The following is a 15,343-nucleotide window of genomic DNA, read 5'->3' as shown; positions in this document are numbered from 1 at the left end:
AAGGACGGGACGACGGGATTGCCGCGCGGGGGTTCGGCCTAGGTCCTCTGCACCTGAAGGACGTGGAGATCCGGGGCGTATCGGTGAACAGGCGCCCGCGGGACGGGATGTGCCGTGCCCGGAGCCGCGGGCAGACCCGCCTCCCCCAGAGCCGTCGGCACCGCTGGTTCGGGGGCCGGGAGCGCGATCGCCGCGGCGTGCGTGGCGGAGGCACACCGGTCGCCGGGCGGGCAGCTGTGGCCCTGGGAGGCTTCGTCGGCGGGGCTCGGGCCACCGGCTCCGGCCGTGGGCGTGAGCGCTGCGGAGAAGGAGAGCACGTCGCGGGCGCCCGGCTCCTCGTGATGAGCCGCGGAACCGAAGCACACGCACAGGACGGCCAGCAGGGTGGCCAGGCTCACCCCGAATACGGCGCAGCGCGCGGCAGTCCGCCGCTCTCCGCACACCGAGTCCCGCAGACCTGACGCCATGGCCGCAGATAGTAGCGGCTGCTGGATCAGCGCCGGGGCTGAGGGCGGCGACGCAGAGGCGATGAGGGTCCAGCCCCGGAAACCGGAGATCCCGCCCGCGCACCGGTGAAGGCCGCCCACCGCAGGCCCTCGCGCGCAGCGCGCGCAGAAGGCCGAACGCGACCGGGCCCCATACCCGCTCCGGCCGGGTGCCATCGAGGAGCGGTACGCCTAGTCTCAGTGGTGTGCTGAGCATCGTTGATGATCTGGCCGGGTTCGGACCGCTGCGGATGTGCGTCCACGCGCCCTCGGCCGACGACCCCGACGACCGCGACGACCTAGAGGGCCCGGACGCCCTGACCGGTCTGCGTGTGCTCCTCGTCGCCGACGTGCTGGCCCGCGTCGCCGAGTTGCGCGGCCGGACTGTTCTCATCGGGTGGACCTGCCCGCCGGTGGCGTCGGCCGACGCCACCGGTATCCGTCCGGCCGACGCCCACGGCACCGTGGACGAGATCACCGAAGCTCTCGGCGGCCCGCCGGCCGTTCACTTCACCAGCCGCACGTACGAAGCCGCGGGCGGCCTGTCGCTCCATGTCGGCGAAGCCACCACCACGGGAGGCGCGTACCGGGACAAGGGCCAGGGTGACGAGGACCGGGACATGTTCGCCCTGCGGCTGCTCCTCCTTGGCCACGCGCCCCACGAAACCGTCGAGGTCGGCGCGAAGGCCGTCGCTGCCGCCGGTGAGAAGCTGGCCAACTGGCGCAAGTCCGTGGCCGCTTGGGCCGATGAGCCGTCCAAGGCGATGCCGGCTGACTTCGTGGAGCGGGCCCGCACCGCTCTGGAGAACGGACTCGACACCCCGGCCGTGCTGCGGCTCCTCGGCGATCTGGAGACGGCCGTGGACGTGCCGGGCGGCGCCAAGTTCGAGACGTTCGCCCATCTCGACCGTGTCCTCGGCCTGGAACTCGTCCGTGACGTGGGCCGTTCGCATTCCACTGAGGTGTATCGGTGAGTCGGCTGACCTCGCGTCAAGCATGTCGCCGAGCCCGGTCAACTCCTCCTCCCGCAACGGGAGTTCTTTGCGTGCGAGCAGATCCTGCGCGAGCTGTGGGGCGGTGAACTCACCGACACCGACACCGACACGCTCACCGTCCACATCGAGTGACTGCGCGAGAAGATCGGTTCCGTGCCCGGCGGTTGCCGCACCACCGACACGGTCAGAGGGCTCGGCTACCGCCTCGAGTGTCCGGGGCGCGGCCCGGCGCCCTGACGCAGCATCTGCCCCAAGGCGGCCACCACGGACGGCTCGACACGGTAATACACCCACGTCCCGCGCCGCTCGGAGGTCAGCAGGCCCGCCTCCTTGAGCTTCTTGAGGTGGTGGCTGACGGTGGGCTGGGAGACGCCGACGTCGGAGATGTCGCACACGCAGGCCTCGCCGCCCTCGTGCGAGGCGACGAGCGAGAACAGGCGCAGCCGGACCGGGTCGCCCAACGCCTTGAACATCGCGGCCGTACGGACTGCTTCCCCGGCGGAGAGCGGGCGCTCGGTGAGCGGCGGGCAGCACGGGACCACGTCGGCCACCACGGTCGGCTCCGGCAGCACCTTCGTATTCGGCATACGTCTATGTTGACACGCGTCGAACCAGGCTCACAGGGTGCAGCACTTCCGCCACCCTATGTTTTGATACCCGTCTATGTTGACCGATGTCGAATCAGGTGGGATGCTGGGCCGGGCGAGGGCATCGACAGATGTCGAACCAACCAGGGGAGTCGCCGTGACCGTGCCTACGACCGAGGCGTACACCGCCGCCCTGCCCGTCGTGGTGATCGGAGCCGGCCCCGTCGGTCTGGCCGCCGCCGCGCATCTCGTCGAGCGCGACATCGAGCCGCTGGTCCTCGAGGCAGGACCGGGTGCGGGCAGCGCCGTCCGCGAGTGGAGTCACGTACGCCTCTTCTCCGCCTGGGCCGAAGTCGTCGACCCCGCGGCCGAGAAGCTTCTGGCTCCCACCGGCTGGGTGAAGCCGGACGGCGATACCTACCCCACCGGCGGCGACTGGGCGGCCCGCTACCTGGAGCCGCTCGCCGGTGCGCTGGGGGAGAGGGTCCGCTTCGGGGCGCGGGTGACCGGCGTGTCCCGTCTCGGGCGGGACCGTGTGGTCGACGCCGACCGTGAGCGGCAGCCCTTCACCGTCCACGTCGCGCACGCCGACGGCACCGAGGAGCGGCTCACCGCCCGCGCCGTCATCGACGCGTCCGGCACCTGGTCCTCGCCCGGCCCCATCGGCGGCGACGGACTCCCCGCCCCCGGCGAGCGGGCGGCGGCCGACCGGATCTCCTACCGGGTCCCCGACCTCAAGGACCCCTCCGTGCGCGCCCGTTACGCGGGCAGGCGCACCGCGGTCATCGGCTCCGGGGCCTCCGCGTTCACCGCGCTCGCCTACCTGGCCGACCTCGCCAAGGACACCCCCGGCACCCACGCCGCATGGGTACTGCGCCGCGGCATCGGCAGCGCCACCTTCGGTGGCGGCGAGGCCGATCAGCTGCCCGCCCGCGGGGCGCTCGGTCTCGCGGCCAAGGCGGCCGTCGACGAGGGGTACGCCGACGCCGTCACCGGATTCCGTACCGCCGCGATCGAGAAGGCCGGCGAGCGGCTGGTCCTGGTGGCAGAGGACGGGCACCGCCTGGACCCGGTCGACGAGGTCATCGTCCTCACCGGCTTCCGCCCGGACCTCTCCTTCCTCGCCGAACTGCGCCTCGGGCTCGACGAGCGCCTCCAGGCCCCGGTCGGCCTCGCGCCGCTGATCGACCCCAACGTCCATTCCTGCGGCACCGTCTATCCGCACGGGGTGGGCGAGCTCTCCCACCCCGAGCGGGACGTCTACCTCGTCGGCATGAAGTCCTACGGCCGCGCACCGACGTTCCTCGCCATGACCGGCTACGAGCAGGTGCGCTCCATCGCCGCCTCCCTGGCCGGGGACCAAGAGGCCGCGGAGCGCGTGGAGTTGACGCTCCCGGAGACCGGCGTCTGCGGTGGTGCGGGCCTCTTCGATGAGCCCGATGCCGCCAAGCCCGAGGACGGCGGCGGCTGTTGTGGCGCCCCGGCCACGCTCCGGACCGGCGCATCGGCACCGTCATCCGGGGGCTGCTGAATCCGGCGGTGGCCACTTGGCCGGAGCTTCGACGGGTGCGGGACCATGGCAGGGTGATCCCCCTGGCTCTTCGCACCGTCGAGCGCCTCGTGGCCCTGGACGCCACGTCCGGCGCGACCTCAGCGATGCCCGCCGTGCGCGAGGCCACGCGGCTCATCCCGGAACTGTCCGCCGATCCCGGGAGCCTCAGTACCCGTGACAGCGATGAGCTCGCGGTACTTGCCGAACTGTGCGAGGTCATCGGGTGGATCCTCTTCGACGCGGGCTGCTACCGCGACGTCCACCGGATGAACGCACGGGCGCTGGCCCTGGCAGAGCTCTGCGGTGACCGCTGGTCCGCCCGCTTCGTCCTCCTGAACGACAGCATGCTCAAGGCCCATACGGGAGAGCCGCGCACCGCCCTGGAGACGGCGGCTCGCGTGAACGAGGCGCGAACGCTGCCCGCCAGGGTCAGCAGCCTCGTCCTGATCCGCCGGGCACACGCGATCGCCATGCTCGGCGGCCACCGTGCGCCCATGGACCTGATGGACCGTGCCCAGAGCCGGTTCCTGGACGGCGTCTCGCGCCACGACCCGCCCTGGGCCTGGTGGATCGACCAGACCGAGCTGCTCGGCCACCGGGGCTGGGTCCTGGCCCGGCTGCACCGATGGGACCAGGCCGTTCCCCTCCTGCACGAGGCGGCCACCGCGCCCGGCCCCTCCTACCGGAACCTCTTCACCGCACAGCTCCTCTGGGCCCTGGCACGAGCCGGAGCCTGGAGGGACGCGGAGGACCTCATCGCCGGGCTGGCGCCCGGTGCCGCCCGCATCGGGTCCGTACGCACGACGCGAACACTCGGCCGCACGGCGTCCCTACTGCTCAGGAAGCCCGACACCCCCGCGCCCCTGCGGGAGGCGGCAGCGTTCCTGCGGGAGTCCCTGGCAACCGCTGATCCCCGCGCCTGCGCCACGTAGAATCCCGCGGGTGAGACGACACATAGACTTCGAGCGCCTGCACAACTTCCGTGACCTGGGCGGCTATCGGACCTCTGACGGTCGCACTGTGCGCTGGGGCCGGCTGTACCGCTCCGACTCGCTCGCCAAGCTGCGGGACGCCGACTGGGACCGCTTCCTGTCGCTGGGAATCCGTACGGTGATCGATCTGCGCTATCCGTGGGAGATCGAAGCAAAGGGACGGGTGCCCGCAGCGGAAGGGCTCGCGTACGCCAACCTCAGTGTGGAGCACCGCCCTTACGACCAGGCCGAGATCGACCCCGCCCTCGACCCCTGGCGCTTCCTCGCCGACCGATACGCCGAAGTCGCCATCGACGGCGCCGCGGAGCTCCACCAGGCCCTTGAGGTCATCGCTTCCGGAAGCGCCCCGCAGGTCTTCCACTGCGCATCGGGCAAGGACCGCACCGGGCTGCTCGCGGGGCTCGTCCTCTCGCTGCTCGGCGTGGACGAGGACGACATCGCCGCGGACTTCGCCCTCACCGAACTCGCCACGGACCGGCTCATAGCCGACTGGAGAGCGGCCCACCCGAACCGCCCCCTGAACTGGCCCGGCTACGGACGAGCACCCGAAGAGATCATGCGCCTGTTCCTGTCCGACCTGACCGCCACCTACGGCTCGGTGCACAACTACGCGGTCAAGCAACTCGGCGTCGACGACCCCCTGATCGACCGACTGCGTACGCGACTGCTCGACTGAACCACCGCCGGAGGAAAGCCGTCGTCCTCGACGGATGGTCCGGTAGCGCCTCACTGCCGCCGGACCGCCGCTGGGACGAGTGACCGCGCGGGCACGCGCCTCAGACCGGTGAGGTCTTCCCGGACCGCCCCGCGACCGGCACATCGAGAGGCCGCGCGAGGCCCACCACTCCCTCGTCCAGGCGCTGCAGATGGCGCAGCACGCGGTAGGTCACGGTGCCCGAGCGCGGGGCGCCGGACCCCTCGGCCTCCAGCATCGAGGCGATGCTGGCACCCGACTCGACCTCACCCGTGGCCTTGTCGTCGTCCACGTACCCGGCGATGACCTCGATGTTGTGGGCGATGCGCAGGCCGGCCCGCTCAAGGCGCGGATCGGCCGCGACGTTCTTGCTGAAGGGCACGAGCTCGGCCGTCGCCGCGAGGGAACGGGCGTGGTAGGCGCAGGTCTCCAGGAGCGCCACCAGATAGCGGGCGGTCCTGCGGCGGCCACGCAGGGGGGTGATCGGATGGGTCAACGGCTGGATGGAGGCGCGCAGATCATCGAGTGCGGTGTCCAAGTCCCGCGCCTTGTCCAGGAGATCGGCCGCCGGGCCGCCACTGAGCTGCTCGACCGACGCGGAGATGACGTCGGCGAGCCGGGTCAGGACCGTGTTCAGGAGCTCGTCGGTGCGGTGGTCGGTGCGCACCGGAAGGACGAGGACCGCGGCGATGATGCCGCAGGCGGCCCCGAGCGCCGTCTCCTCGATGCGCAGCCAGAGCACGGCGAGGCTGTAGGTGTTCAGGAGCGTGTAGAGCAGACCCAGCATCGCCGTGACGAAGAAGGACATGAGCGCGTACGACAGGGGAGCGGTGAAGAACATCGCGAAGATGAAGACCAGGACCAGCGCGAACGCGACCCACGTGTGGTTGCCGACCAGACCCGCGAGCGCCACACCGGCGACCACCCCGAGTACCGTGCCCAGGAGCCGTCGATAGCCCTTGACCAGGATCTCGCCCGTGGAAGCGGTGTTGAGGAACACCACCCAGCAGGTGAGCACCGCCCAGTACCAGCGTTGAGTGGAGAGGAACTCGCCGCCGATGATGGCCAGGGTCGAACCCACCGAGACCTGGAAAGCGGCCCTGGTGGTGGGCCGCCGGAGGCCCGTGCGGTCGTCCTCCTCGGTTTCGGCGGCCTCCTCGGCGCCGGCGATCGCGATGTCCTCGGCGTCGAACTCCTCGCGGGAGCGGGTCGTCGCCGGTGAGTCGTCGGACTCGTCCTGGGGGCCGTCGAGGGCGATGCGCAGGCCGAGGACGGCTCGGGCCGCTTCACCGATGCCGCGGAACACATCCTGGACGGCGACCGACGCCCGCGGCAGATTGTCCTCGTCGCGGTAGCCGAGCAGCCGGTTGCGCACGTGGGCCAGTGCCGTACCCCGGTCGTCGGCGACCGGATGGCCGACCACCAGATGCAGCGCCTTCAGGTCGCGGCGCAGGGTGACGGTCGCGTCATCCTCGGCGCGGATGCGCGTCCCGGTCGCCGGAACGGGCGCGTGCGGCAGGTGCAGGGTGAGGGTGTCCGCGCGTTCGGCGCTGCGCGCGTTCAGGAGGAGCACGCCGAGGCGTTCGGCCGCGATCTCCGCGTCCGCCACGCGTCGTTGGACCAGAGCCGCCGTGGCGGCGTCGGGGGTGCCCTCCTCAAGGCGGCCCTGGATCATCAAGGCCGTCTCGTGCAGCCGGGAGGTACCGCGCCGCAGCTCGGCGAGGACCTTCTCCAATTGCGCGGGCGTGGCGTCCAGGAGCTCGATCTGTGTGGCCACCAGCTGCGCCAGCCGCGCTCGGAAGGCGACGCGCAGCCGCCCCAGATCACGCCCCGGAGTCTCCGGCACGACGGCGAACCGTACGACAGCGCTGCACGCGAAGGCGACGGCCAGAGCCAGATGGAGGCGGGGCAGGGCGGCTGTGGTGGCGCCCACGAACAGTGAGACGAAGTAGACCTGAAAGCCGATCAGACCAAGGGCGGTGCCCCGGTCGCCGAACCGGCGGCTGTAGACGGCGCCGAAGATCAGCGCGATGAAGAAGATGTCCCCCGCGACGACCTGGTCGTGCAGCAGAGCACCCAGGGAGATCGCCGCCATGGCGACGGGCAGGCCGAGAGCGAGCGTGATCGCCTGGCCGCGCACCTCCTTCTCCTTGATGGCGAAGGTGGAGACCATCGCGGTCATGGCACCCGCGACCATGTGGGTGACGTCGGTGCCGAGCAGCGCGAGGACGACGAGCGTGAGCCCGATCGCGCCGACCGTCCGCAGCCCCGCCATCAGTCGCAGGAGCCCGGGGTCCGATGCCACGAAGCGGTCCCATGTGCCGGTTCTGGTCCGCCGTCTCACTGCGCTCACACCCTCATCGCCGCTGTTCAGGCCGGATTCTGTCACGACGGGGTGGCACCGGGGCTTGAGGGTTCACAGCGTGATACTCCCGGGGCGGCGAACGGCAGCGAGCGAGAGTCTCCGGTGCGACTTCAACGAAACACTTGAAGTCATGAATCCAGCAGACAACGGACTGTCGGGGGTGGAGCTGCGCGCCGACGCCCCGCAAACCCACGACACGGCGGCGGGCCGCCCCGCCCCCGATCAGCGCGGACATGCCGCCGCACGAGCTGCTGGCCGCCGCATGCGTCAGCGCGGCGCTCCCGCGCGCAGCCCGTCCATGACCAGGTCCAGGAGCCGTCCGGCGCGCGTCTGCCAGTCGCCGTGCGGGTCGATCTGCCAGAGGCCCGCGATGGCGAGCAGGAAGTCGTCGGGGGTGACGCCGGGGCGGATGGTGCCCGCCTCCTCGTTCGCCTTCAGGAGGAGTGTGACGGCCGAGGTCACCGGCCCGTGGCCCACTCCGGCCAGCGTGCCCAGCGTGCTGGTGGCCTTGCGCATCGCGTCGGCCAGGCCGGCCTTGGCCATGGCGTACTGCGCGAGGCGGTCCATCCACTCCCGCAGGGCCTGGTCGGGCGCGCGCGTCTCCAGGAGCTGGCAGGCGGTGTCGGCGACCTGCTGGACCTCGTAGCGGTAGACCTCGAGGACGAGAGCCTCGCGGCTGGGGAAGTTGCGGTAGAACGTTCCCTGCCCGACGCACGCCTTCTTGGCGATCGTGCTGAGCGGGGCGTCCGCCGAGTGCGTCAGCTCGGCCAGTGCCACTTCCAGGATGCGCTCGCGATTCCGTTGCGCGTCCGAGCGCAGTTGGGCGTCCTTCTTCCGGTGCACTCGTCCTCCTCCCGAGAATCGCGGCCCGAACCACTCTTGCTAACCGGACAGCTGTCCGTTAAGTTTTGAAGCTAGCGGACACCTGTCCGCTTAGGGTCACCATACCGGCAGACCCCCCTTACGCACAGCGCCACCACCCTCCCCGGAGCCTGAGTCGGGACCGCCTCGCGCGAAGTTCCCGCTTTTACGTGACACAAGCTGACAGAAGCTGAGAGAAGCGAAAGAAGGCTGATCGTGGCCCTATCGACGTCCAGCGCCATCACGCTGAACATCAACGGCGAAAAGCACTCGCTGCCCGTCGACCACCGCACCACCCTGCTCGACGCCCTGCGCGAGCGCCTCGATCTGACCGGCACCAAGAAGGGCTGTGACCAAGGGCAGTGCGGCGCCTGCACGGTGCTGATCGACGGTCGCCGTGCCGTCTCCTGCCTGCAACTCGCCGTCGCCTCCGAGGGGCGGGAGATCACCACCATCGAAGGCGTCGCTGACGGGGAACGGCTGCACCCGGTGCAGCAGGCATTCCTCGACCTCGACGGATACCAGTGCGGCTACTGCACGCCGGGACAGGTCTGTTCGGCCATCGCGGTCATCGAGGAACACGCGGCGGGCTGGCCGAGTGCCGCGACCACCGACGTACGGCCCGAGGCGGGCGTTCCCGAGCTGAGCGCCGACGAGATCCGGGAGCGCATGAGCGGCAACCTCTGCCGCTGCGGCGCGTATGTGTCGATCGTCCAAGCGGTCGCGCAGGCCGCGGCTGTCGAGACCGAGGCTGCGGAGGCCGTGGCATGAGGGAATTCGGCTATCAGCGGGCGTCCGACGTCCCCGGCGCGGTCGCGCTCCTCGGCGCCGACCCCGACGCGCGCGTCCTGGGCGGGGGCACCAACCTCGTCGACCTGATGAAGTCCGGCGTGGAGCGGCCCGGACTGCTCATCGACGTACGCGAGTTGCCCCTCGACCGGATCGAGGCCACCGATGACGGCGGCCTGCGGATCGGCGCGACCGTCACCAACAGCGACCTCGCCGCCCACCCCGAAGTGCGGCGCCGCTACCCGGCGTTGGCCGAGGCCGTCCTGGCCGGTGCGTCGGGCCAGCTGCGCAACATGGCCACCGTCGGCGGAAACCTGCTCCAGCGCACCCGCTGCGGGTACTTCGCGGACCTGTCCAAACCGTGCAACAAACGCGCCCCCGGAACCGGTTGCCCTGCCGTCGAAGGCGAACACCACAACCACGCCATCCTCGGCGCCACCGAGCACTGCGTGGCCGTCCACCCCTCCGACATGGGAGTGGCGCTCGCCGCCTTCGACGCCGTCATCTCGTACGAGACGGCACAAGGCACCGGCGAACTGCCGCTCGCCGACTTCTACTTGTCCGTGGGCAGCACCCCGCACCTGGAGACCGCGCTGCCGTCCGGCGCGCTCATCACCGGCATCACCCTGCCGCCGGCGCCGGTCGCCGCCCACTCCCGCTACCGCAAGGTGCGCGAGCGCGCGTCGTACGCCTTCGCGATCGGCTCGATCGCCGCGGCGCTCGACGTCCAAGACGGTGTCGTACGCGAAGTGCGCCTGGCCTTCGGCGCCGTGGCTTCCCGGCCGTGGCGTGCCCGGGAGGCCGAGCGGGTCCTGACCGCAGGTCCCGCGACCGCCGAGGCGTTCGCCGCCGCCGCGGACGCCGAACTGGCCGCTGCCAAGACGCTGCCCGACAACGGCTACAAGGTGACGCTCATGCGCAACCTCGTCGTCGCCCTGCTGACCGAGCTCACCGAGGAGGCCGCGCGATGACCGCGACAACCACGTCCACGGCGGCGGCGAGCGCCGTCGGCGCCACGTTCACCCGTGTGGAGGGCCGCGACAAGGTCACCGGCACGGCCCGGTACGCGGGTGACATCCCCTTCGCCGAACTCGCCCACGGCTGGCTCGTGTTGTCCACTGTCGCGCGCGGCCGTGTCCTCTCGGTCGAGTCGGATCCCGTGCGCGAGATGCCCGGTGTCCTGGCCGTCCTGCATCACGGCAACGCGCCGCGCGTCGACGGGAACTACGTCAGCGTCCTCGGCCCGCCCGACCCGATCGTCGAGGTCTTTCAGCACGACCGGGTGCCGTTCGTCGGCTGGCCGGTGGCCATGGTCGTCGCCGAGACCTCCGAGCAGGCACGCGAGGCCGCCGAGGCCCTGGTGGTGCGGTACGAGGAAGAGCCGCACGACGTCGCGTTCTCCGCCGCGCACCCCGGCACCTACACCCCCGAGGGCGATGGCCATCTGGTGGAGAAGGGCGACCTGGAGGCCGAACTCGCCGCGTCCGCACATGTCGTGGACGCGGAGTACACCACGCCCGAGGAGCACCACGGGTCGATGGAACCGCACGCGGCGATGGCGCGCTGGGACAACGGCCGCCTCGAGGTCGTCGACTCCAACCAGGGCAGCACCTGGGTCGCGGACGAGCTGTCGAAGCTGTTCTCACTCGACCCGTCCTCGGTCCGGGTACGGTCCGAACACGTCGGCGGGGCCTTCGGATCCAAGGGCGTTCGCGTGCACCAGATCCTCGCCGTGATGGCGGCGACACTGCTCGACCGCCCGGTTCGGGTCGTCCTCAGCCGTCGCCAGCTGTTCACGCTCACCGGCTACCGCAGCCCCACCGCCCAGCGTGTGCGGCTCGGTGCCGACGCCGACGGGCGGCTGCGCGCCGTCGACCACCAGGGGCACAGCCTCACGTCGACGGTCCACGAGTTCGTCGAGGCAAGCGCCGGGTTCGGGCGTCCGATGTACGCCGCCGACGCCCACCGCAGCATCAACCGCGTGGTGCGTCTCGACGTCCCGACGCCGACCTATGTGCGCGCGCCGGGCGAGGCTCCGGGCTCTTTCGCCCTGGAGTCCGCGCTCGACGAACTCGCCGAGCGGTGCGGTGTGGACCCGATCGCACTGCGCGCCCGCAACGAACCGGACGTCGGCCCCGTCTCCGGGTTGCCGTTCGCCAGCCGCAATCTGCTCTCCGCCTTCCAGGAGGGGGCCCGCAGGTTCGGCTGGGCGGACCGTGACCCGCGCCCCGGCCTGCGCCGCGAAGGCCGCTGGCTCCTTGGCACCGGCACGGCGGCGGCCACGTTCCCGGTGATCGTCATGCCGTCCACGGCAGCCGTGACGGCGGAGGCCGACGGCACCTTCACGGTGCGGATCACCGCGGCGGACGTCGGTACGGGTGCGCGGACCGCACTGACGCTGATCGCCGCTGAAGCCCTCGAAGTGCCCCAGGACCGCGTCCGGGTGCGCATCGGCGACAGCGACTTCGGCCCGGCGGCGATCTCCGGCGGTTCGATGGGCACCCGCTCCTGGGGCTGGGCCGTGCGGATGGCCGTGGCCGACCTGCGGGAGCAACTGGCCCTGGGCGGTGACATTCCGCCGCAGGGAATCACCGTGCGGTCCGACACCAGCTCGGCGGTCGGAGCCCTCTCGCAGAAGGAACGGCACTCCTACGGCGCGCAGTTCGCCGAGGTCGCCGTCGACGTGACCACCGGTGAGGTGCGGGTGCGGCGCATGCTCGGCATCTTCGCGGCGGGCCGCATCATCAACCCGCTGACCGCGCGAAGCCAGTTCGTCGGCGGCATGACCTGGGGCCTGTCCATGGCCCTGCACGAGGAGGCCCACCGGGACCAGGCGACGGGCGGCCACGTCGGCGCCGACTTCGCGGGTTACCACTTCGCCGCCAACGCCGACGTGCCGGTCATCGAGGCGGACTGGGTGGAGGACACGGACGCGGACGACCCGGTCGGCATCAAGGGCATCGGCGAGATCGGCATCGTGGGGGCCGCCGCGGCCATCGCCAACGCGGTCTGGCATGCGACCGGCGTACGCCACCGCCATCTGCCCATCCGCCCCGACCGTGTCCTGGACGCGGGAGGAGCCCCGGGTGCTTGACATCGCCGAAACGCTGGACCGATGGGTCGAGGAGGGCCGGGACTTCGCCGTCGCCACCGTCGTGACGGTGGGCGGCAGCGCGCCGCGCCCGCCCGGCGCCGCCCTCGCCGTCGACAGCGAGGGCACGGTCATCGGTTCGGTCTCCGGCGGCTGTGTGGAGGGGGCGGTGTACGAGCTGTGCGTACAGGCCCTGAAGGACGGCAGAGCCGTGCGCGAGCGGTTCGGTTACAGCGACGAGGACGCCTTCGCGGTCGGCCTGACCTGCGGCGGCGTGATCGAGGTCCTGGTCACGCCGCTGGCCGCGGGAGCGCCGGGCAGGCAGGTCTTCGCGGCGGCGCTCTCGGCCGCCGCCCGCGGGGAGTCCGCGGCGATCGCCCGCGTCGCGCAGGGCCCCGCCGAACTGCTCGGCAGGGTCGTGCTCGTCCACCCCGACGGATCGTACGAAGGAGGCCTGGAGGGTCATCCTGACCTGGACCGGACGGTGGTGGGGGAGACCCGCGCGATGCTGGACGGGGGCCGTACCGGCGAGTTCGACGTCTCGGAGAGCGGCTCGCGCTGCGGGGAGCCCCTGACCCTGTTCGTCGAGTCGAGCGTGCCCCCGCCCCGCATGATCGTCTTCGGCGCGATCGACTTCGCCGCGGCCCTGGTGCGCACGGGCAAGTTCCTCGGCTACCACGTGACCGTGTGCGACGCCCGTCCGGTGTTCGCCACGCGGGCCCGCTTCCCCGAGGCCGACGACATCGTGATCGACTGGCCGCACCGCTACCTCAGGGACACGGCGACCGACGGCCGCACGGTCTTGGCCGTCCTCACCCATGACGCCAAGTTCGACATCCCCCTCCTCGAGGTGGCCCTGCGGCTTCCGGTCGCGTTCGTCGGCGCGATGGGCTCACGCCGCACCCACGAGGACCGCAACAGGCGCCTGCGCGAAGTCGGCGTCACCGAAGAGGAGTTGACGCGCCTGCACTCCCCGATAGGGCTCGACCTCGGGGCCCGCACACCGGAGGAGACCGCCCTGTCCATAGCGGCGGAGATCGTCGCGGCGCGAAGGGGCGGGACGGGTGTTCCACTGACCGGGGCCGGAACGCCGATTCACCACGAAGCGGGCGGCGCGGGGGCGGGTGGCTCCCACGCGGCCGCGTGACCCTGATGGGCGCGGGGCGGTCGCGGTGCTCGTTCACCGTGGCCGCCCTCGCGCTCACGCAGGCTCCACCGCCTCCCACAGCGACTGCACCGGACGCCAGGCGTTCCGCTCGGTCCCGTGGAAGATCTGCTGACGGCAGGACACACCGGTGGCCACTACGACCGTCTCGGCGTCCTCCGCCTCGATCGCGGGGAACAACCGGTCCTGGCCGACCGTCATCGACACCTCGTAGTGCTCTGACTCGAAGCCGAAGGAACCCGCCATCCCGCAGCAGCCGGCGTCCAGTTCGGACACCGTCACCCCCGGGACGCGGTGCAGGAGTGCCACGGTCGCGGCCGTGCCCACCTCCGCCTTCTGATGGCAGTGACCGTGGTACAGCAGCTCGGCATCGGCGTGATCGGCCCCCTCGTCACCTGGGGCCTGTTCGTCGTGCCGAGCTCACTGTGAGGGTCGTACGCGCCGGCGTCGTACGCCGTCGTCGTGCCCGTCAGGGAGTCGGAATGCCACCCGGCCGGGCCGGGCGGCCGAAGCGAACCGGGACACCCGGCGAATACAGGACGCTCGCCGGGTCCCCCACCGGCCGCGGCAGCCCCGCGGCCGCGATCAGGTCCTCGTCGCACTCGATCAGATCGGCCCGGTGCAGCGGCCAGCGCGGATGGACGTTCGGCAGGAACATCTGCCGCCCGAAGAACGTGTTGTGCATGCCCCAGCGTGCCGTCAGGAAGTGCTCGAAGTCGGTCGGCTCCTCGACCCGCTCGCCCACCCGGACGGCGATACGGCTGCTCGCGCCCCGCGGCCCCGGCCAGCGCCTGGCACTCGTGTACGTGACGGTGTCGCCGCTGCGCCGGATGCTCATCCGCGACCACTGGTACGGCAGCCGGAAGGCGCCCCGCGCGACCGCCACCGGAATCAGGCGCGAGGCGTCGAGGGAGCGGAAGACGACGCCGCGGCGGCCATGGGCGTCCACCGAGTAGAGGCGGACGTTGGTCTCGGGAAACGTACCCAGATAGGGGATGCCGGGGAGCCGAAACCACCCGACCCGATGCATGCGGAACGCGACCAGGCCCACGTAGGTCGCCCCGTCGTGGAGATCTGGAAACGTCCCGGCAGGAAGGAGCGGCGCGACATCCGCGGGATCCACGGCCCAGTGCACGAAGGCAAGGTCCAACCACGACTGCGTGAGCAGCGGGTTCTCGGCGGAGATGGGCGGATCGGCGGTAATCGGTTCCGGGACGGCGGGGGTGAGGACCACGGACCCAGCATCGCAGGAGCCCCGGCCGCGCTGGCCACGGGGTCGGGCACGGGGGATGGGGGCAGCGCGGCACGACTGAGCCCCCGGCCGATCGAGTCAGTGTCCGGGGGCTCAGGTACGAGTGAGATCAGGAACGCGGCCGGCGCTCCTGCTCCGCGGCGTTCTTCTCCTTGATGCGTACCGTCTCCTTGCGGACCTCGGCCTGGGTGGCGCGCTCCTTCTGCAGCCACTCCGGGTTGTCGGTCTTGATCGCCTCGATCTGCTCAGTGGTGAGGGCCTCGGTGACCCCGCCGCGCGCGAGACCGGCGATGGACACGCCGAGCTTCGACGCGACGACCGGCCGGGGGTGCGGGCCGTTGCGCCGCAGCTCCTGGAGCCACTCGGGCGGCTCGGTCTGCAGGGTGTTCAGCTCGGTGCGCGAGACGACACCCTCCTGGAACTCGGCGGGGGTGGCCTCGAGGTACACACCCAGCTTCTTCGCCGCGGTCGCGGGCTTCATGGTCTGGGTGGTCTGGTGCGACGTCATGGTCCCC

Annotated in this window: 15 protein-coding genes; 8 read left to right on the top strand and 7 right to left on the bottom strand. The window is 71.5% G+C overall.

What is annotated here, in order from left to right; all coding sequences use genetic code 11:
- Positions 1-38: 38 nt before the first annotated feature.
- Positions 39-467 (bottom strand): hypothetical protein, encoded by a 429-nt coding sequence (locus ACZ5WE_RS07745; RefSeq protein WP_467684758.1) that lies wholly within the window; start codon positions 465-467, stop codon positions 39-41.
- 224 nt (positions 468-691) lie between these two features.
- Here ACZ5WE_RS07745 and ACZ5WE_RS07740 point away from each other — a divergent pair, with 224 nt between their 5' ends.
- On the top strand, positions 692-1,459 hold the full coding sequence (locus ACZ5WE_RS07740; protein WP_467684760.1) for a hypothetical protein: 768 nt from the start codon (positions 692-694) through the stop codon (positions 1,457-1,459).
- A gap of 218 nt (positions 1,460-1,677) precedes the next feature.
- Here ACZ5WE_RS07740 and ACZ5WE_RS07735 read toward each other — a convergent pair whose 3' ends face one another.
- Complete coding sequence (locus ACZ5WE_RS07735) at positions 1,678-2,067, bottom strand: ArsR/SmtB family transcription factor (protein WP_467684762.1); 390 nt, start codon at positions 2,065-2,067, stop codon at positions 1,678-1,680.
- Positions 2,068-2,224: 157 nt separating this feature from the next.
- Here ACZ5WE_RS07735 and ACZ5WE_RS07730 point away from each other — a divergent pair, with 157 nt between their 5' ends.
- Genes ACZ5WE_RS07730 through ACZ5WE_RS07720 form a run of 3 tightly spaced genes read left to right on the top strand, consistent with a single transcriptional unit; the run spans position 2,225 to position 5,287 of the window.
- Entirely contained in the window at positions 2,225-3,598 is a 1,374-nt protein-coding gene (locus ACZ5WE_RS07730) for an NAD(P)-binding domain-containing protein (RefSeq protein WP_467684764.1), read from the top strand.
- 53 nt (positions 3,599-3,651) lie between these two features.
- Positions 3,652-4,551 (top strand): DNA-binding protein, encoded by a 900-nt coding sequence (locus ACZ5WE_RS07725; protein WP_467684766.1) that lies wholly within the window; start codon positions 3,652-3,654, stop codon positions 4,549-4,551.
- Positions 4,552-4,561: 10 nt separating this feature from the next.
- Positions 4,562-5,287, top strand: coding sequence for a tyrosine-protein phosphatase (locus ACZ5WE_RS07720; protein WP_467684768.1), 726 nt, complete (start codon positions 4,562-4,564; stop codon positions 5,285-5,287).
- Positions 5,288-5,387: 100 nt separating this feature from the next.
- On the opposite strand, the gene ACZ5WE_RS07715 is transcribed toward ACZ5WE_RS07720, so the two are convergent.
- Entirely contained in the window at positions 5,388-7,580 is a 2,193-nt protein-coding gene (locus tag ACZ5WE_RS07715) for an FUSC family protein (protein WP_467685193.1), read from the bottom strand.
- Positions 7,581-7,937: 357 nt separating this feature from the next.
- Positions 7,938-8,513 (bottom strand): TetR/AcrR family transcriptional regulator, encoded by a 576-nt coding sequence (locus ACZ5WE_RS07710; RefSeq protein ID WP_467684770.1) that lies wholly within the window; start codon positions 8,511-8,513, stop codon positions 7,938-7,940.
- A gap of 234 nt (positions 8,514-8,747) precedes the next feature.
- Between ACZ5WE_RS07710 and ACZ5WE_RS07705 the strand changes: the two genes are divergently transcribed.
- The 4 genes from ACZ5WE_RS07705 to ACZ5WE_RS07690 are packed head-to-tail and all read left to right on the top strand — an operon-like array spanning position 8,748 to position 13,558.
- Positions 8,748-9,302: a 2Fe-2S iron-sulfur cluster-binding protein gene (locus ACZ5WE_RS07705; RefSeq protein WP_467684772.1), complete on the top strand. Its 555-nt coding sequence runs from the start codon at positions 8,748-8,750 to the stop codon at positions 9,300-9,302.
- Positions 9,299-10,291: an FAD binding domain-containing protein gene (locus ACZ5WE_RS07700; protein WP_467684774.1), complete on the top strand. Its 993-nt coding sequence runs from the start codon at positions 9,299-9,301 to the stop codon at positions 10,289-10,291. Before ACZ5WE_RS07705 ends, ACZ5WE_RS07700 begins: the two co-directional genes overlap by 4 nt.
- Entirely contained in the window at positions 10,288-12,414 is a 2,127-nt protein-coding gene (locus ACZ5WE_RS07695) for a xanthine dehydrogenase family protein molybdopterin-binding subunit (RefSeq protein WP_467684776.1), read from the top strand. The genes ACZ5WE_RS07700 and ACZ5WE_RS07695 overlap by 4 nt, the downstream gene beginning before the upstream one ends.
- On the top strand, positions 12,407-13,558 hold the full coding sequence (locus ACZ5WE_RS07690; RefSeq protein WP_467684778.1) for an XdhC family protein: 1,152 nt from the start codon (positions 12,407-12,409) through the stop codon (positions 13,556-13,558). The genes ACZ5WE_RS07695 and ACZ5WE_RS07690 overlap by 8 nt, the downstream gene beginning before the upstream one ends.
- A gap of 54 nt (positions 13,559-13,612) precedes the next feature.
- Here the strand turns inward: ACZ5WE_RS07690 and ACZ5WE_RS07685 are convergent, their stop codons facing one another.
- The 3 genes from ACZ5WE_RS07685 to ACZ5WE_RS07675 form a co-directional block, all read right to left on the bottom strand.
- The gene (locus ACZ5WE_RS07685) at positions 13,613-13,903 is read right to left on the bottom strand and encodes a hypothetical protein (RefSeq protein WP_467684780.1); all 291 of its coding nucleotides are present in this window, start codon (positions 13,901-13,903) and stop codon (positions 13,613-13,615) included.
- 142 nt (positions 13,904-14,045) lie between these two features.
- Positions 14,046-14,810, bottom strand: a complete 765-nt coding sequence (locus ACZ5WE_RS07680) for a YqjF family protein (protein ID WP_467684782.1) — start codon at positions 14,808-14,810, stop codon at positions 14,046-14,048.
- 127 nt (positions 14,811-14,937) lie between these two features.
- Positions 14,938-15,336, bottom strand: a complete 399-nt coding sequence (locus ACZ5WE_RS07675; RefSeq protein WP_467684784.1) for a DUF5997 family protein — start codon at positions 15,334-15,336, stop codon at positions 14,938-14,940.
- Positions 15,337-15,343: the final 7 nt, after the last annotated feature.

This window comes from Streptomyces sp. NPDC033180 (assembly GCF_055577645.1).
This window is presented reverse-complemented; position numbering and strand designations above follow the sequence as displayed.